Below are 18,531 nucleotides of genomic sequence, written 5' to 3'. Positions count from 1 at the left end.
TGCACGGCGTTAGTGTGTTCATTACTTATGCTAGGATAGACGCAATAGATAGCGTATTTATTGGCCGGGAATGGGGTTCGCGTGAGTAATCGGGTAGATGAATTACGGCGCCAGTTGGCGCAACGCATTATGGTGCTGGATGGTGGTATGGGAACCATGATCCAGGGTTATCGCCTACAGGAAGCAGATTATCGCGGCGAGCGCTTTGCCGACTGGCCGAGCGATGTGAAGGGAAATAACGATCTGCTGGTGCTCACCAGGCCGCAGGTGATTAGCGAAATCCATGATGCTTATCTGGAAGCTGGTGCCGACATTCTCGAAACCAACACCTTCAATGCCACCACCATTGCGATGGCGGACTATGATATGCAGTCGCTGTCGGCGGAAATGAATACCGTCGCCGCACAGCTCGCGCGCGCCTGCGCGGATAAATGGACGGCATTAACGCCGCATAAACCGCGTTATGTTGCTGGTGTGCTCGGCCCGACCAACCGTACTGCGTCGATCTCTCCCGATGTAAACGATCCGGCGTTTCGCAACGTCAGTTTTGATCAACTGGTGGAGGCGTATCGCGAATCGACACGCGCACTGATCGCAGGCGGCGTCGATCTGATCATGATCGAAACCATTTTCGATACCTTGAATGCCAAAGCGGCGAGTTTCGCAGTTGAAAGCGAATTTGAAGCATTAGGGATCACATTGCCGGTGATGATTTCCGGCACGATCACCGATGCGTCGGGGCGTACGCTATCCGGCCAAACCACGGAAGCCTTTTACAACTCCCTGCGCCATTCGCGCCCGCTTTCCTTCGGTCTGAACTGTGCACTGGGGCCAGATGAGCTGCGCCAGTATGTCGCCGAGCTGTCCCGTATTTCAGAATGCTATGTGAGCGCCCACCCCAATGCAGGCCTGCCCAACGCCTTTGGGGAGTACGATCTGGATCCGGCCGACATGGCGAAACATATCGGCGAATGGGCGCGTTCCGGCTTTCTGAATATTGTTGGCGGCTGCTGCGGCTCGACGCCCGCACACATTGCCGCGATGGCGAAAGTGGTGGAAGGCGTGCCGCCGCGCAAGCTGCCGGAGATTCCGGTCGCCTGCCGCTTATCCGGCCTGGAACCGCTGAATATCGATGCCAACACGCTGTTTGTTAACGTCGGGGAGCGGACGAACGTTACCGGCTCCGCACGTTTTAAACGTCTGATCAAAGAAGAGAAATACAACGAAGCGCTGGATGTTGCCCGTCAGCAGGTGGAAAGCGGTGCGCAGATCATCGATATCAACATGGATGAAGGCATGCTGGATGCGGAAGCGGCGATGATCCGCTTCCTGAATCTGATTGCCGGTGAGCCTGATATCGCCCGTGTGCCGATCATGATCGACTCCTCAAAATGGGATGTGGTTGAGAAAGGGCTTAAATGCATTCAGGGCAAAGGGATTGTTAACTCAATCTCCATGAAGGAAGGCGTTGAGGCCTTTATCCATCACGCTAAGCTGGTGCGGCGCTATGGCGCAGCCGTGGTAGTGATGGCCTTTGATGAAGTCGGGCAGGCAGACACCCGCGCGCGCAAAATTGAGATTTGTAGCCGGGCGTACCGCATCCTGACGGAAGAAGTCGGTTTCCCGCCAGAAGACATTATTTTCGACCCGAACATTTTCGCCGTGGCAACGGGCATCGACGAGCACAACAACTACGCGGTGGATTTCATCGAAGCCTGTGCAGATATCAAGGCGCAACTGCCTCATGCGATGATCTCCGGCGGCGTGTCCAACGTGTCGTTCTCATTCCGCGGTAACGATCTGGTCCGTGAGGCGATCCACGCTGTTTTCCTTTATCACGCGATCCGCAACGGCATGGACATGGGGATCGTGAATGCCGGGCAGTTGGCGATCTATGACGATCTCCCTGCTGAACTGCGCGATGCGGTGGAGGATGTGATCCTTAACCGCCGCAGAGATGCCACCGAACGTATGCTTGAACTGGCAGAAAAATACCGCGGCAGCAAAACAGAAGATGAAGGCAGTAAAACGCAGGCGGAATGGCGCGGCTGGGATGTGAAGAAGCGTCTGGAATATTCGCTGGTTAAAGGCATTACCGAATTCATTGAGCTGGACACCGAAGAAGCGCGCCAGCAGGCTGCACGGCCGATAGAGGTGATTGAAGGTCCGCTGATGGATGGCATGAACGTGGTCGGCGATCTGTTTGGCGCGGGGAAAATGTTTTTGCCGCAGGTGGTGAAATCTGCCCGCGTGATGAAGCAGGCGGTGGCCTATCTCGAACCCTATATTGAAGCCAGCAAGGCCAAAGGGACGTCAGCCGGCAAGATCCTGCTGGCGACGGTTAAAGGCGATGTTCACGACATCGGTAAGAATATCGTCGGCGTGGTGCTGCAATGTAACAACTACGAAATTATCGATCTGGGCGTGATGGTGCCGACGGATAAGATCCTGAAGACCGCGCGTGAAGAGAACGTCGATATCATCGGGCTGTCCGGGCTGATTACGCCGTCGCTGGATGAAATGGTTAACGTGGCGAAAGAAATGGAGCGCCAGGGCTTTACGCTGCCGCTGCTGATTGGCGGCGCGACGACCTCTAAAGCGCACACCGCCGTGAAGATTGAACAAAACTACAGCGGCCCGACGGTCTACGTGCAGAATGCGTCCCGCTCTGTTGGTGTGGTGTCAGCGCTGCTGTCCAGTACGCAATATGACGACTTTGTCGCGCGCACCCGTAAAGAGTACGAAACCGTGCGCATTCAGCACGCGCGTAAAAAACCGCGAACGCCGCCCGTGACGCTGGAAGCGGCTCGCGCTAACGCCTCCGATTTAGATTGGGAAAACTACACGCCGCCGGTGGCGCATCGGTTGGGCGTTCAGGAAGTGACGGCCAGCATTGAAACGCTGCGCAACTACATCGACTGGACGCCGTTCTTTATGACCTGGTCGCTGGCGGGAAAATATCCTCGCATTCTGGAAGATGAGGTGGTGGGAGAAGAGGCTAAACGCCTGTTTGCCGATGCCAACGCGATGCTGGATGATTTATCCGCGCGCGGTGCGCTGAACCCCCGTGGTGTGGTGGGCTTATTCCCGGCGAACCGCGTTGGGGATGACGTCGTGATTTATACCGATGAACGGCGTGAAACGGTGCTGTCAGTCAGCCACCATCTGCGCCAGCAGACGGAGAAAACTGACTTCCCGAATTATTGCCTGTCCGACTTCGTGGCGCCGAAGTCTAGCGGTAAGCCAGATTATCTCGGTGCCTTTGCGGTCACTGGCGGGCTGGAAGAAGATATGTTGGCCGATCAATGGGAAGCTCAGCATGATGATTACAACAAGATCATGGTGAAGGCGATCTCTGACCGTCTGGCGGAAGCCTTTGCGGAATACCTGCATGAGCGTGTGCGTAAGGTGTACTGGGGCTATGCGCCGAATGAGAACCTCAGTAATGAGCTGCTGATTCGAGAAAACTATCAGGGTATTCGCCCTGCACCGGGCTATCCGGCTTGCCCGGATCACACGGAGAAAGTGCAAATCTGGCAGTTGCTGGATGTGGAAAAACATACTGGCATGAAGTTAACCGAGTCTTATGCCATGTGGCCGGGTGCATCGGTATCTGGCTGGTATTTCAGCCACCCCGGCAGCAAATACTTCGCCGTCGCACAAATCCAGCACGATCAGGTAGAAGATTACGCGGTGCGCAAAGGCATGGAAGTGAGCGAGGTAGAGCGCTGGTTAGCACCAAACCTCGGCTATGATGCCGATTAAGGAATTGAGTAAGTGACTTACTGATATTGTTGTCTGAATTATGTATTGCAGGGTGGGTGTTTCGTGCGTGATAAGCCACATTTTTCTCTGTGACACTAGCGCCACGCCCGACATAGGGCAGCTCAAACGCCGCTTGCCCTATGTACCCAGGCTATTGGCTGAAATCCTGCCGCTACGCGGTGCCTTCGGAATCATTGAACGCTTATCGAGCCGCCAGTGACGCGTTCCCTACGCGGCACTGGCTCTCGCGACGTCCTGTCGCTCACTCGGCGTTCACTGATACCTCAGCATGATTTCTGATGCCAGCCAAAGAACCTTCCCTACGCTAACTAAGGTGTTCAGGATTTAGAATGCATTTCAATGAGAATAGTTATCAGTCTTATTGATGCGATTTCATGGTAATGGTAAGGTGAGCATCAATTAAGCAGAAAGCGCTGTTCTGTTTTCATTCCACGCATTTCCACTAACCGCAGGCCTGATTCTGGGCGTTAAACAGGGTGAGGGTATCTTCCCGCTCATGCTAAAACGACTCTTTTCCATTGAGGATTTCTTCGACATCGGCGAACGCTACGGGATCGATTACCACTTCCCGCAGCTGTCGTCTTGCCGCGATCGTATGAAAGAAAAACGTATCGTCGTGCAGGGTGATGTCGAAGAAATGACGCTCTCCTCCGGTATTTGCCTGACGAATTCCAACGTGCGCGTGTTGCAGCCCTACGAATCGACGTCTTTGCACTGTTGCCCGTTTTATACGCTGGTGGTGCTGGAAGGGTGCGTTGCATTGCGCCTGAGCGGTAAGGAGTTTGTGGTGCGAGCCGGTATGGCATTCAGCACTCGGCTGGGCGACCCGTTAGTCATGAACGCCAGCCACCTTGCGGATTGTCACCTTCGCACCGTATCGCTGGGTATTTTTCCCACCACCTTCGCTTTGGATCCGCTGTTAGGCTCGTTGCTGAACGAGTGGGAACAGGGGGGGAATCCGACGTTTTTATGGCAGGTTCCCGGCTATTTATTATCTGGGTTGCAGCACGCGCTGGAAAACACAACACCGGGGCTATCGCGCCAGCTGATGCTGGAAGGCGTAATGCTACAGCTGCTGGGGCAAGGCCTGTCATTCGGACAACGTGGCGGGGAACGGCGCGTATTGCCTCCACCTGGTGAACAAGAGCGTCTGGAGAACGTCCGGCGGCTTATGGCGCAACAGCCTGAAAAAGCGTACACCCTTAATGAACTGGCGCAGTTGGCCGCGATGAGCAGCAGCAGCCTGCGCACCAAGTTTCGTCAGGCATATGGCCATTCGGTTTTTGATTACCTGCGTGACTGTCGGCTGGAACTGGCTCGGCGCTATCTGGTGCAGGGATACAGCGTTCAGCAGGCGGCCTGGATGTCGGGTTACCAGCACGCGACCAACTTTGCCACGGCTTTCCGGCGGCGTTACGGTATGGCGCCAAGCGATGTGCGGATGGTCAGCTAGCGTTTCTTTTCTTATCAACATCAATCCACATCAACTCATTGACCCTTTACGCCTGACTTTTCCGCCGTGCCGCTCGTCTGGCGTTTTCTCGCTGAGTTCCCATTTTGTCATTGCGCATACGTAAGCTGTCACTGCGCATAGCTATCGCCAGACCGAAAACAGTAATAATTCTTATTTACAATAATAAGGTCTGTGGAGATTCCCATGTTCAGAAAAACGCGGCTGGCGCTGGTGGTTGGCTGTTTCACCAGTGGATTGACGGTGTCGGTACTGGCGCAGGATACGCCATCCTCTTCTTCTCAGGGTGATACGTTAGTCGTCACGTCTCAAACGCAACGCGGGGCTACCAAGCTGGAAACGCCGGATATCGAGACTCCTCAGGCTGTTTCTATCATTACGCGCGATCAGATTCAGGAACAGGGCGCGACCAGCGTTCGGCAGGCGGTTGGCTATACACCGGGTGTGTATAACAACCAGATTGGCGCGTCTAATCGTTTTGACTACATGGTATTACGCGGCTTTTCCGACGGCAGTCTGGATAATGTCTATCTTGATGGGCTAAAGGTGATGGGAGATACCAACTCCCATAGCTCACTGGTTATCGATCCCTGGTTCCTCGACAGCATTGAAGTGGTCAGAGGCCCGGCGTCTGTACTCTACGGGCGTTCTTCTCCGGGCGGGATTGTGGCGCTGAATTCCCGTCAGCCGTCGTTCGATCGCAGCGGACAGATCAAACTGTTCGCAGGCAACAATGCGCAGCGTGGTGCGGCGTTTGACGTTACCGGACCGTTGGATGATGACGAACGTTTTGCGTTCCGCCTAGGCGGGATGGTGCGTGAGGCGGATACGCAATTTGGGCCGCTGAAAGAAGAACGTTATGCGGTTGCGCCTAGCCTGTTGTGGCGGATTTCCGACAAAACTCGTCTGGAATTTATGGCTTACCTGCAACGCGATCCTGAGGGAGGCAGCCACTCGGGTTTACCGTATGAAGGCACCGTGGTGGCGCATAACGGGCAGAAAATTTCGAACACCTTCTATGAAGGGGAAGAGAATTATGAGAAATACGACCGTAAGCAAAACATGGTGGGATACAACTTTGAGCACGGTTTTGATAGCGGCTGGGCAGTACGCCAAAAACTGCGTTATCTGCGTACCAAGGTGCATTTGGATCAGGTATATGCCTATGGCTGGACGCAGCCGAGCGCCGATACGCTGACCCGCTACTACTCCGGTTCCCGTGAGTCGCTGTCGGCGATCACATTAGATAACCAGCTTGATGGTAGCGTGGATACCGGTGCGGTAAACCATCGTCTGCTGGTGGGTATCGATTATCAGCAGCGTAATAACAATATGGACTGGCCTTCGGGTTCCTTCCCGGCGATCGACGCATTTAACCCTGTTTACGGTGCTGGGCCAACAGGCATGTCTGGCACGCTGGAAAAGCACAAGCTGCAACAAACCGGCATCTATGTGCAGGATCAAATGAGCTGGGAACGCTGGCGTTTAACGTTGGGCGGTCGTCACGATCAGGTGAAGGTCACCCACATTAACCAGACGAAAGGAACGCACAGCGAGTTGGATAAAAACAACTTTAGCTCGCGTGCCGCGTTGCTCTACCTGTTTGACAATGGTTTTGCGCCGTATGTCAGCTATTCCACGGCCTTTACGCCGACCAGCTTCGCTGATGATAACGGCAACGTACTGGAACCGATGAAAGGCAAGCAGTGGGAAGCCGGGATGAAGTATCAGCCTGAAGGCTCTCAAGATCAGTACAGCCTGTCGGTATTCCGTATTAATCAGAAGAACGTAGCGACCAAAGTTCAGCCTAACGACCCTTACCGTTCCGTGGGTGAAATTGAATCGGAAGGGGTGGAGCTGGAGGCCGTGAGCCATGTTACGGAGAATCTGCGCCTGCAAGCGGCTTATACCTATACGGATATTCGCTATAAGAAGAGCAGTGTGGCTGAGCAAGGAAAACGTGCGGTGTATGCGCCGCGCAATCAGGCCAGCGCCTGGGCCAGCTATGATGTCAAAAGCGGTCCGTTGGACGGCCTGACGATAGGTTCCGGTGTGCGTTACGTGAATGGTGTGACCTCCGATCGTGCCAATACCCATACGCTACCGTCCTATACGCTGGTGGATCTGGCTGTGGGATACGATCTCTCGAAAGTGGGTCTGAAAGGATTGAGCGCGCAGCTTAATGTGAACAACCTGACCGACAAACGCTATGTCTCCGCCTGTAACTCGCTGGAGTTCTGCTACTTCGGTGCCGAACGCAGCGTCGTCGGCAGCGTCTCTTATTCGTTCTGATCGCGTGTGTTGCTGCAATGCAAAGAAAAAGCCGGGGTAACCCGGCTTTTGCATATCATGTATTCGCTAACGATCAATACAAGCCAATGACCTTCCACCACAGCAGACCCGCGCTCATAAAGATCGCCTGATTGACCAGACTGACGACGAAACCCGTGCGCCACCAGATTGCAGTGGGCACGTAGCCCGCGCCGAACAGGATGGGGCCGCGTGCGTGGGTATATTGCGTCAGTGAACAGTACAGGCTGCTGGTAAATGCCAGCATGAACGCCATCGGCACTGCGGGAATGTTCAGGTTGATCCCGACACCGAGGAACACCGCAAAAAGCGCGGCGATCTGCGCGTTGCCGCTGGCGAAGAAATAGTGGGTGTAAAAATAGGCCGCATTCAGCAACAACAGCACCAATACCCAACTGGTTCCCTGCATCAGGTGGCCGATGTTGCTGCCGATGAGATCGCCAAACCAGTTAGTGAAGCCGAGTTTTTTCAACTGATTCGCCATCATCAGCAGGGCAGCGAACCAAATCAGCGTATCCCAGGCGCCTTTCTCGCTCTTCACGTCTTCCCAGCTCAGTACGCCGGTTAACAGCAGGAAAGACAGCCCGACGAACGAGGCCGTCGTGGCATCCACGCCTAAGCGGTCGCCAAAAATCCACAGCACCAGCAGCAGGATGACAGTAAATGCCATCAGCCATTCACCGCGGCTCATGTTGCCCATTTTGGCCAGTTCGGCGACGGCCAGTTTTGGCGCATCCGGCGTATGGCGAATTTCCGGCTTGGTTAGCCAATAGACGAGCAGCGGGACAACCGCCAGAGAAATTAAGCAGGGCACGAGCGCCGCCAGAAACCAGCTTCCCCAGGTAATGGTTACGCCCGCGTTGGCTGCGAGTTTCACCGCCAGCAGGTTGCCGGTGTAAGCGGTCATAAACAGCGCCGCCGTCACGTCGTTAACGTTACCAATGCAGGTAATCAGGAAGGTACCAATCTTACTGCGCGAGGCATCTTCCGGTTTGGAATCGAAGCTGCGCGATAGAGAGTCGGCAATGGGATAAATAATCCCGCCGCAGCGTGCGGTGTTGCTCGGCATGGCGGGGGAAAGCACCAGATCGGCAAAAGCTAGCCCGTAAGCCAGACCCAGCGTGCGCTTTCCAAGCAAGCGGATCATCTGCAAGGCGATGCGGCGACCTAGCCCCGTTTTGATAAAGCCGCGTGCGATCATGAAGGCGACAACAATCAGCCAAATCAGCGAGCTGTTCAGGTCGCTGAGTGCCGTTTGTATCGCGCCGCTGGCCGTTGTATCCCCCGCGGCATACGTCAGCGCAAAGAGCGTGATACTGATAATACCGATGGCCCCAATCGGGAGAACATTCGCGACAATACACACGATCGTTGCGACGAAAATGACGGCGGAGTGCCAGGCTGCCGGGCTTAAGCCGGTTGGGGGTTCCATGTGCCAAAAAAAGGCGGCGATGGCAACAATAACGATCAGCGGGAACCAGTTCAGTCCATAAGAGGTTTTCGTCTTCATCCATTTTCCTTACACGAGCTAGCGGAATACTGCGGGGTTATAACCCATAAAAATTATAGGGATAAAAAGAGCATAGCGCTAACCAGGGAAGGCGTGAGGCAAAATCATCGGCTTATTGATCTGGATTCTGTTTTTTTAATATTTTCAGTTAATTAATTTTTTATCATTAATTTATTGCCGGGATGATTTTGCTCTGACGCGGGCTGCCTCGCAGTATGGCCTGCTAACATCTGGTAAGATGATGGTTTATTACGTCATCAACAGATTGTCTTTCATCAACACATGATTAGCTGGAGGCGCGGACTTTTTGTTAACACTGCTGAATCTCCTTTCTGCGATTGCGTTACTGGTGTGGGGCACTCACATTGTCCGTACCGGTATCATGCGGGTTTATGGCACCCAGCTACGGCGGGTTCTCAGCGACAGCGTTGAGAAAAAACCGTTGGCTTTTATGGCGGGCATTGGTGTTACTGCGCTGGTGCAGAGTAGCAATGCGACCGCGCTGCTGACGACCTCGTTTGTCTCACAGGGATTGGTGGCGCTAACGCCTGCGCTGGTGATTATTCTCGGGGCTGATGTCGGGACGGCACTGATGGTGCGAATTCTGACGTTCGACCTGTCCTGGCTGTCTCCGCTGCTGATTTTTCTTGGCGTAATCTTCTTCCTTAGCCGCAAGCAGACGCGGGTTGGTCAGATTGGCCGTGTGGCGATCGGGCTCGGGCTGATTCTGCTGGCGCTGGAAATGATTGTCGTGGCTGCGGCCCCGATCACGCAGACGTCGGGCGTGAAGGTGCTGTTTTCCTCGCTGACGGGTGACGTCATGCTGGACGCGCTGGCTGGCGCGCTGTTCGCGGTGATTACCTATTCCAGTCTGGCAGCGGTGCTGCTGACGGCAACGTTGACGGCAAGCGGTGTGATTTCGCTGGAAGTGGCGATGTGTCTGGTCATTGGTGCCAATCTGGGCAGCGGATTACTGACGATGATGAGCACCTCGACGCAGAATGCGGAGGGGCGACGGGTGGCGCTCGGCAGCATGCTGTTCAAGCTGATCGGGTGTCTGGTCGTGATGCCGCTGGTTGAGCCGCTTTCGCGCTGGCTGACGCGTATTCCGCTGGGTGCCGAAGAACTGGTGATTTATTTCCACCTGTTCTACAACCTGATTCGTTGCCTGCTGCTGATTCCGCTTACCAGCGTGGTGGCACGCCTGTCTTGTGCGATGATTGCGGACTCACCGCAGGCCGATCTTCAGATGAAACCGCGCCATTTGGACACCAGCTCGTTGGACACGCCAGCGCTGGCGTTGACCAATGCTGCGCGGGAAACGCTGCGAATTGGCGATGTGCTGGAGCAGATGCTGCGGTTGTACCGCGACGTGTTGCAGGGCGACCATATGCAGCGCCGGGAGATTCGTCGACTCGATGATGATGTCGATATTCTTTACACCGCGATTAAGCTCTATCTGGCGCAGATTCAGAAAGACGGGTTGGATGAGCGGGATTCCCGACGCTGGGCTGAAGTGATCGAAGTGGCGCTGAATCTGGAACAGGCGGGAGATATTATCGAGCGCATGGCAGACGACATCGCCAATCATTCCTCCGGCGTGCGGATGGCGTTTTCTGCACAGGGGCTGGAAGAGCTGAATCAACTGCATGAACAACTGCTGGCGAATCTGCGTCTGGGGCTATCGGTTTTCCTGTCGGAGGATATCACCAGCGCGAAACGCTTGCGTCGTGCCAAACACCGCTTCCGCATTATGAACCGCCGTTATGCGCACGCGCACGTCGATCGCTTACATCAGCACAACGTACAGAGTCTGGAAACCAGCTCGCTCCACTTGAGCTTACTCGGGGACATGAACCGACTGAATTCACTGTTCTGTGCGGTAGCGTATAACGTCTTGATTGTGCAACAGGATGGCGACGAAGAACGCGAAGAGTCACCGCTGACACTGTGATTCTCTTTGTGGGGTTTCACTGGATACAGCCGTCTATTTTTATGCTGACTGAGAGATACTTTCGTGCGCGATAATGCTGCCATTTTCATGCTACCTCGTAGCACGCGCCCGACACGGGACGGCTCAGACGCCGCTCGCCCCGTGACCCCAGGCTTTCGGCGGAAATTATGCCGCTGACGCGGTGCCTTCGTCGATATCGGGCTTAACGGACCGCTTGCGACACGCTCCATGCGTGGCGCAAGCTTTCGCCGCGTCCATGCGGCTCATCCTAAGCCTGCCATCTCCTCAGCATAATTTTTTACGCCGAATAACGGCAAAATCCGCGTCTGCATAAAAATATGACGAAGAGACCGACTACGCGTCGTGAATTTACTCGAACAGGCTGCGGTGCAGCGTCTGTACCACGCGTTCGGCGTCGTCACCAGGAACCAGGAAGCACAGGTTGTTGCTGCTGGCACCGTAGCAGATCAGGCGAATACGGAACGGTTCCAGTACGCCAAATACTTCCTTCCCGACGCCACAGGCCTGAGACAGCTTGTTGCCGATCAGCGCGACCAGCGACAGATTCTCTTCAACCTCGACACGACACAGTGATGACAGCTCGGTCAGCAGGGCGCTGGACAGCAGGCTGTCGCCCGTGGAGGTGGAGCCAGTTGTGTCGAGCGTCAGCGCGACGTTGACTTCTGATGTGGTGATCAGGTCAACGGAGATGTTGTGACGTGCCAGAATACTGAACACTTCGGCCAGGAAGCCGCGTGCGTGCAGCATGTTCAGGCTATACAGCGTGAGCAGCGTTTGTTTACGACGCAGCGCCAACGCGCGGAACAGCGGCGGGTTTTCGGTTTTATTGCACACCAGCGTACCGCCAGCGGCGGGATCTTTGCTGGAGCCGACGAACACAGGAATATCGCTACGTACCGCAGGCAGCAGCGTGGCCGGGTGCAGGACTTTCGCGCCAAATGTCGCCATTTCGGCCGCTTCTTCAAACATGATTTGGTCGATGCGTTTTGCTGTCGGCACCACGCGAGGATCGGTGGTGTAGATGCCAGGCACATCAGTCCAGATGTCAATTCGGCTGACGTTGAGCGCCTCGCCCAGCAGCGCCGCCGTATAATCGCTACCGCCACGACCTAATGTGGTCGTGCGGCCTTTTGCTTCACTACCGATGAAGCCTTGTGTGATCACCAGACCTTGCTCAAGACGCGGTTGCAACTGGCTACGCGTCAGTTCGCCCAGCACGTCACAGTCCGGCTGTGCACGACCAAAGTTGTCGTCGGTACGCATGATTTTGCGCACATCGAACCACTCTGCCACCACATCGCGCTGGCGCAGGATTTCGACAAACAGCAGGGTAGACATCAGTTCGCCGTGGCTGACCAGTTCATCGGTCAGGGCGTTCGATGTGGCAAGCGCCGCCGCTTCAGACAGCGTGGTGACGCTGTCCAGCATGCGGTCAATCTCATCGCGAATGACGCTCTGGTTGGTGAGTTTGTCGATGATGGCGTATTGGATCTGGCGGATTTTCGCCAGATTCTCTGCGCGCGCTTCCGGTGCTAACCCTTCTGCGAGTGCGACCAGTAAATTGGTGATACCCGCCGATGCCGACAGCACCACAACGCGTACATTGGGATTAGATAACACCACATCGGCGCTGCGATTCATGGCGTCAAAATCCGCCACGCTGGTGCCGCCAAATTTGGCAATAACGGTAGAGTTCGCGTTTGCGGAGACTTCAGTTGCAGACATGTCAAAAAACCTCGTGTCAGGGGGTAAGCTGTTTTCAGTCAACAGCATTCCATTAATCAGCCTTGGCACAGGGGGAGAGCAGAAGTAGGGGGCAGGCGTAGAAAATCGCTACGATACACCCAGAAGCGCTCCACCTTGCTGAACGTCCATCAGGACGAATCCGGTGACAACCCAGAGGATTCAGCCTCTGTAGTCGATAGGGTGAAAGCCGTATTTCACCGCATCTCGGCGTCGCTCCCCCTCGGATATCATCAGTGGATTACGGTTCCTCCGATACCTTACCTGGGCGACGCGCCTCTTCTGGCTTGCACACCGAGTGTGCAAGTACGGTGTTACAAATAACGGGTTATGCGGTTTCTGTCAATAAACAATCTGTCAATAAACAATCTGTCAGTAAACGACAAGCTGTCAGTAAACCACAGGGCATAAATCGCTTTTAGCAAGAAAAGGGATCTCAATCGGGATTTTAAGGGATACAATCGATTCAGTCACTTTGAACTCATGCTTAGAGAGAAAGTCGCATTATGAAAAATATCAATCCAAGCCAAACTGCCGCCTGGCAGGCATTACAAACCCATTTTGACGCGATGAAAGAGGTGCAAATCAGCGAGCTGTTTGCACAGGATAGCGATCGTTTTGCGCATTTTTCCGCGACGTTCGACGATCAGATGCTGGTGGATTACTCCAAAAACCGCATCACGGCGGAAACGATGGAAAAACTGCACGCGCTGGCGCGGGAAACCGACCTGTCTGCGGCGATTAAATCCATGTTTGCCGGCGAGAAAATCAACCGTACGGAAGATCGTGCCGTTCTGCATGTTGCCCTGCGTAACCGCAGCAACACGCCGATTGTCGTGGATGGCAAAGATGTGATGCCGGAAGTCAACGCGGTGCTGGCGAAGATGAAAGATTTCAGCGAACGCGTTATCGGCGGTGAGTGGAAAGGCTATACCGGCAAAACGATCACCGACGTGGTGAACATCGGTATCGGCGGTTCCGATCTGGGCCCGTTCATGGTAACGGAAGCGCTGAAGCCGTATAAAAACCACCTCAACATGCACTTTGTCTCCAACGTTGACGGCACGCATATTGCTGAAACGTTGAAGCCGCTGAACCCAGAAACCACGCTGTTCCTCGTGGCGTCAAAAACTTTCACCACGCAGGAAACCATGACCAACGCGCACAGCGCTCGCGACTGGTTCCTGAACACGGCGCAGGACGAGAAGCACGTTGCCAAACACTTTGCCGCGCTGTCCACTAACGCGAAAGCCGTCGGCGAATTTGGTATTGATACCAACAACATGTTCGAATTCTGGGACTGGGTGGGCGGACGTTACTCCCTGTGGTCGGCGATTGGGCTGTCGATCATCCTCTCTCTGGGCTTTGAAAATTTTGAAAAACTGCTCAGCGGCGCGCACGCGATGGATAAGCACTTTGCTTCCACGCCCGCGGAGAAAAACCTGCCCGTGCTGCTGGCGCTGATCGGCATTTGGTACAACAATTTCTTCGGTGCTGAAACCGAAGCGATTCTGCCGTATGACCAATACATGCACCGTTTCGCGGCCTATTTCCAGCAGGGAAATATGGAATCTAACGGAAAGTATGTCGATCGCAACGGCAATCCGGTGGATTACCAGACTGGGCCGATTATCTGGGGCGAACCGGGCACGAATGGCCAGCATGCGTTCTACCAGCTGATCCATCAGGGCACCAAACTGGTTCCGTGTGATTTCATTGCGCCAGCAATTAGTCATAACCCATTGAGCGATCACCATAGCAAGCTGCTGTCGAACTTCTTTGCGCAGACGGAAGCGCTGGCGTTTGGTAAGAGCCGTGACGTGGTGGAAGCGGAATTTGCTGCGGCCGGCAAAAGTGCCAAAGACGTGGAGCACGTTGCACCGTTTAAAGTATTTGAAGGCAATCGCCCGACCAACTCGATCCTGCTGCGCGAAATCACCCCGTACAGCCTGGGCGCGCTGATTGCACTGTATGAGCACAAAATCTTTACTCAGGGCGCGATCCTGAACATCTTCACATTCGATCAATGGGGCGTGGAGTTAGGTAAACAACTGGCGAACCGTATTCTGCCAGAGCTGGAAAATGACAGTACGATCGACAGCCATGACAGTTCTACCAACGGACTGATCAACCGCTTCAAAGCGTGGCGTAACTAATCGGGCCTGTGCCCTTTGGTTTTTCAATCGCAAGGAGGAAGACATGCAGGTTCGTATTTTGTTGGGACTAGCCGCGGCAGTGTTGCTGGCAGGGTGCAGCAGTAGCAGTAGCCAACTCAGCGCCGCCGGGCAGGCCGTGACGTTCACGGATACCAAGCCAGGAAGCGAATGTCAGCTGTTGGGGCAGGCCAGCGGTAGCCAGTCTAACTGGCTGGCAGGCAACCATAGCGACGGCAGTTCTATGCGCGGTGCGGCAAACGATCTGCGTAATAAGGCGGCGGCGATGGGGGGCAATACGGTCTATGGCGCAACCAGTCCGAGTGAGACCTTCTGGTCAAGCTTTGCGCCGCTGGACAGCAAAATGAACGGCAGCGTCTACAAATGCCCTTAAGCTAAAGAAAAACCCGGTGAGAGTGACATGTTGCTCTCACCGCTTTTCCTAACGTATTGCTCAACCGACTATCCCAGTGTCGTCCTGATGCTGCTTCATCCCTAAATCCAGCGGCGTTTTGCTGGCTTCCCCGCCGATTTCCCGCGCCAGACGCGGCACCAAATAGCCGGATACCTGTTTCATGAGCGCTTTGACCAAGACGCGCGCCTCGTTGTCATCCACCAGAAAATGCGCGGCACCCTGAACCTTGTCCAGCACATGCAGGTAATAAGGCAGAATGCCTGCGTCAAATAAGGCATTGCTGAGCCGGGCGAGCGTTTCTGCGCTGTCATTCACCCCGCGTAGCAGCACGCTTTGGTTGAGCAGCGTCACGCCAGCGCGGCGCAAACGCGCCATACTTTGTGTTAAATCAGGATCAATTTCCTGCGGATGATTAATATGCGTCACCAGCAGCACCTGAAGCGAACTGCGGGACAGGCGATCGCACAGCGCGTCGGTGATGCGGGCGGGGATCACTACCGGCAAACGGCTGTGAATGCGCAGGCGTTTTAGATGTGGGATAGCTTCCAGTTCGGTGATCAGCCAGTCCAGCTCGTGGTCTTTGGCCATCAGCGGGTCGCCGCCGGAAAAAATGATTTCATCCAATTCGGGATGCTGACGGATATAATCCAGTGCCTGACGCCAGTTGGCCTTATTACCCTGATTATCCTGATACGGGAAATGGCGGCGGAAGCAGTAACGACAGTTCACCGCACAGCCGCCTTTCACCAGCAATAACGCGCGGTTGTGATATTTGTGCAGCAACCCCGGCACGACGCTGTGTTGCTCATCAAGTGGATCGTGGGTGAAGCCTGGCGTGGCAATAAACTCCTCACGCGCGGTCAATACCTGTCGCAGCAACGGGTCGTCAGGATTGCCTTTTTGCATCCGTGCAGCGAATGCGCGTGGTACTCGCAGAGCAAAAAGCCTGCGTGCATCGTTACCTTGTCGGAGTTTAGCGTGATCGTTCAGTGCCAAAAGTTGCAGTAATTCATCAGGATCGGTAATTACGTCTGCAAGTTGCTGCAACCAATCTTCTCTGGAAGGTATATTTAGGGTTACAATGTGTGCCATTTTTTTGGCTTCGTACCAGTATTAAATTGTAGAGGGCCTTTATGGCGACTTATTCTAGCAACGATTTTCGTTCCGGTCTTAAAATCATGTTCGAAGGCGAGCCGTATGCCATCGAATCCAGTGAATTTGTGAAGCCGGGTAAAGGCCAGGCTTTTGCTCGTGTAAAAATGCGTCGCCTGTTGACGGGCTCTCGCGTTGAAAAAACCTTCAAATCTACCGATTCTGCAGAAGGCGCAGATGTTGTAGATACCAACATGAACTACCTGTACAACGACGGTGAGTTCTACCACTTCATGCACCCTGAGACGTTTGAACAGCATCAGGTTGAAGAGAAGACCGTTGGTGATTCTGCAAAATGGCTGCAGGACAACGCTGAATGTATCGTTACCCTGTGGGATGGTCGTCCTATCGCTGTTCAGCCGCCGAACTTCATCGAAGCTGAAATCACCGATACCGATCCAGGCCTGAAAGGCGATACCGCAGGAACAGGTGGTAAGCCTGCTACGCTGAGCACTGGCGCGGTCGTTAAAGTGCCATTGTTCGTACAGATCGGCGAAGTGGTCAGAGTTGACACGCGTTCTGGTGAGTACGTTTCACGCGTTAAGTAATGTATCTGAAAAGGCCGCCTTTCTGGAAGGGCGGCTTTTTTGATCCCGTAGCCTCATTGAAATCACCTTCTTGCTTTTCCCCTCATCCGAAAAAATCCCCACAAGAATTAAAATTGGCTACGCTTAAAAAGCAGTCACTTTCGTACCGTTGAAATCCTACTCTCATAAAGAAGGAACCGAGTATGTTGAAGAAAGCGTTTGTTGCCATTTTCTCTCTGGTTATTCTCTCTGCGGTGGTTGGGTGTAATACCACCCGAGGGGTTGGACAAGATGTTGAGGCGGGTGGGAAGGCTATTCAGCGCAGCGCCCAATAATCAACATAGGAAATAAGTCGTAATAACTTTTCCGAGTGGAAGAAAATGCCGTTTGTGGTGTTTTCTTCCCCGCGGCGAGATAATGTGAAAGTGGATCACTCGGAGAAGTAATAATGTCGCCTATTTTCATTACTGTCGGCATGCTGACATTGAGTAATATATTTATGACGTTTGCCTGGTACGGGCATTTACGCTATTTCAGCGGCCGTACCTGGATAATTGCCGCGTTGGTCAGTTGGGGGATTGCGTTATTCGAATACCTCTTGCAGGTGCCAGCAAATCGGATTGGCTATCAGGTTGCTTCTGCCGGTCAATTGAAGATATTGCAGGAAGTGATCAGCCTTTCCGTATTTATCCCTTTCTCAATGATCATTCTAAAAGAACCGTTCCGCACCGATTATATTTGGGCGGGGCTGTGCCTGCTGGGCGCGGTTTTCTTTATGTTCCGCGATAAGATTATGGGATAGGGATAACGTACCGGTTATCCCATTGTTGCGCCCAATACGCTTAGATTACTGATTAACCCAGATAAGCGCTTCTGTCGGGAAGCCGTAGCGTTTGGCTATGGCGACCAGTTTGTCGCGTGTCGCGGCATCCAGCGTTGGCGTGCGTGAGAGTATCCACAGATAGTCACGGTTCGGCCCGCAAATCAGGGCATAGCGGTAATCGTCATCCAGCTCAATAATGTTGTAACCGCCATAAAATGGCCCGAAGAACGACACTTTTAGCGCGCCACGCTGAGGCGAACCTGTGAAGTAGGCTTTCCCGGTACTTTCTTTCCATTCCTGTTTTTCGACGTTAAAACCACGGTTGATTACTTTGATACCGCCATCATCCCGTGGGCTGTAGGTTGCTGTCACGCGTTCCAGATGGCGTTCAAAGCGATGGTCGAGACGAGCGATCTCGTACCATGTGCCGAGGTAGCGATTGACGTTAAAATTTTCCACGACGGTGACGTTATCGGGCGGCGTTACGCTACAGGCGACAGAAAAGAGTGCCACCAGCGCGGCAATGCAGGCTTTTCCGCAGCGCCTGATGGTGAGTAACAGGGGTTTGAAGAAAAGCGTGTTAAAGCGAATCGCGTTAAAGTGCATCATATTGACGTCTCATCGTTTTCATCTCTGTTCCAGTATAGACGATGGGGTGTGCAGGTG

At 54.1% G+C, this 18,531-nt stretch carries 13 protein-coding genes and 1 riboswitch; of the genes, 9 read left to right on the top strand and 4 right to left on the bottom strand.

What is annotated here, in order from left to right:
• Positions 1–81: 81 nt before the first annotated feature.
• From metH to NAL19_RS18825, 3 genes are all read left to right on the top strand, one after another.
• Positions 82–3,765 carry a methionine synthase gene (gene metH, locus NAL19_RS18835; protein WP_263058147.1) on the top strand — a complete coding sequence of 1,228 codons (3,684 nt, stop codon included), beginning with the start codon at positions 82–84 and terminating at the stop codon, positions 3,763–3,765.
• Between the two features lie 517 nt (positions 3,766–4,282).
• Positions 4,283–5,239 carry a helix-turn-helix transcriptional regulator gene (locus NAL19_RS18830; protein WP_263058146.1) on the top strand — a complete coding sequence of 319 codons (957 nt, stop codon included), beginning with the start codon at positions 4,283–4,285 and terminating at the stop codon, positions 5,237–5,239.
• 204 nt (positions 5,240–5,443) lie between these two features.
• Positions 5,444–7,549: a ferrioxamine B receptor FoxA gene (locus NAL19_RS18825; protein WP_263058145.1), complete on the top strand. Its 2,106-nt coding sequence runs from the start codon at positions 5,444–5,446 to the stop codon at positions 7,547–7,549.
• A gap of 73 nt (positions 7,550–7,622) precedes the next feature.
• Here NAL19_RS18825 and NAL19_RS18820 read toward each other — a convergent pair whose 3' ends face one another.
• Entirely contained in the window at positions 7,623–9,077 is a 1,455-nt protein-coding gene (locus tag NAL19_RS18820) for an anion permease (protein ID WP_263058144.1), read from the bottom strand.
• A gap of 307 nt (positions 9,078–9,384) precedes the next feature.
• Here NAL19_RS18820 and NAL19_RS18815 point away from each other — a divergent pair, with 307 nt between their 5' ends.
• Positions 9,385–11,031, top strand: a complete 1,647-nt coding sequence (locus NAL19_RS18815; RefSeq protein WP_263058143.1) for a Na/Pi cotransporter family protein — start codon at positions 9,385–9,387, stop codon at positions 11,029–11,031.
• Positions 11,032–11,400: 369 nt separating this feature from the next.
• On the opposite strand, the gene lysC is transcribed toward NAL19_RS18815, so the two are convergent.
• Positions 11,401–12,777, bottom strand: coding sequence for a lysine-sensitive aspartokinase 3 (gene lysC, locus NAL19_RS18810; protein WP_263058142.1), 1,377 nt, complete (start codon positions 12,775–12,777; stop codon positions 11,401–11,403).
• A 115-nt stretch (positions 12,778–12,892) separates the two neighbouring features.
• Positions 12,893–13,085: riboswitch (Lysine riboswitch) on the bottom strand.
• 216 nt (positions 13,086–13,301) lie between these two features.
• Here lysC and pgi point away from each other — a divergent pair.
• Together pgi and NAL19_RS18800 are read left to right on the top strand one after the other, a co-directional pair.
• Positions 13,302–14,951 (top strand): glucose-6-phosphate isomerase, encoded by a 1,650-nt coding sequence (pgi, locus tag NAL19_RS18805; RefSeq protein ID WP_263058141.1) that lies wholly within the window; start codon positions 13,302–13,304, stop codon positions 14,949–14,951.
• A 43-nt stretch (positions 14,952–14,994) separates the two neighbouring features.
• On the top strand, positions 14,995–15,342 hold the full coding sequence (locus NAL19_RS18800; RefSeq protein WP_015841893.1) for a DUF4156 domain-containing protein: 348 nt from the start codon (positions 14,995–14,997) through the stop codon (positions 15,340–15,342).
• A gap of 60 nt (positions 15,343–15,402) precedes the next feature.
• On the opposite strand, the gene epmB is transcribed toward NAL19_RS18800, so the two are convergent.
• Positions 15,403–16,455, bottom strand: a complete 1,053-nt coding sequence (gene epmB / locus NAL19_RS18795) for an EF-P beta-lysylation protein EpmB (protein ID WP_225085961.1) — start codon at positions 16,453–16,455, stop codon at positions 15,403–15,405.
• Positions 16,456–16,496: 41 nt separating this feature from the next.
• On the opposite strand from epmB, the gene efp reads away from it, so the two are divergent.
• The 3 genes from efp (at position 16,497) to NAL19_RS18780 (ending at position 17,844) form a co-directional block, all read left to right on the top strand.
• Positions 16,497–17,063, top strand: coding sequence for an elongation factor P (efp, locus tag NAL19_RS18790; RefSeq protein ID WP_180742814.1), 567 nt, complete (start codon positions 16,497–16,499; stop codon positions 17,061–17,063).
• 182 nt (positions 17,064–17,245) lie between these two features.
• Entirely contained in the window at positions 17,246–17,377 is a 132-nt protein-coding gene (locus NAL19_RS18785) for an entericidin A/B family lipoprotein (RefSeq protein WP_005972977.1), read from the top strand.
• 113 nt (positions 17,378–17,490) lie between these two features.
• Positions 17,491–17,844, top strand: a complete 354-nt coding sequence (locus NAL19_RS18780; protein WP_015841889.1) for a DMT family protein — start codon at positions 17,491–17,493, stop codon at positions 17,842–17,844.
• 45 nt (positions 17,845–17,889) lie between these two features.
• Here the strand turns inward: NAL19_RS18780 and NAL19_RS18775 are convergent, their stop codons facing one another.
• A complete protein-coding gene (locus NAL19_RS18775; RefSeq protein WP_263058140.1) occupies positions 17,890–18,474 on the bottom strand; it encodes a lipocalin family protein in 585 nt (194 codons plus the stop codon).
• Between the last annotated feature and the right edge of the window lie 57 nt (positions 18,475–18,531).

The organism is Pectobacterium sp. F1-1 (genome assembly GCF_025643735.1).
GTDB lineage: Bacteria > Pseudomonadota > Gammaproteobacteria > Enterobacterales > Enterobacteriaceae > Pectobacterium > Pectobacterium colocasium.
The sequence above is the reverse complement of the archived record's forward strand: the minus strand, read 5'-3'. Positions and strand labels throughout refer to the sequence as shown.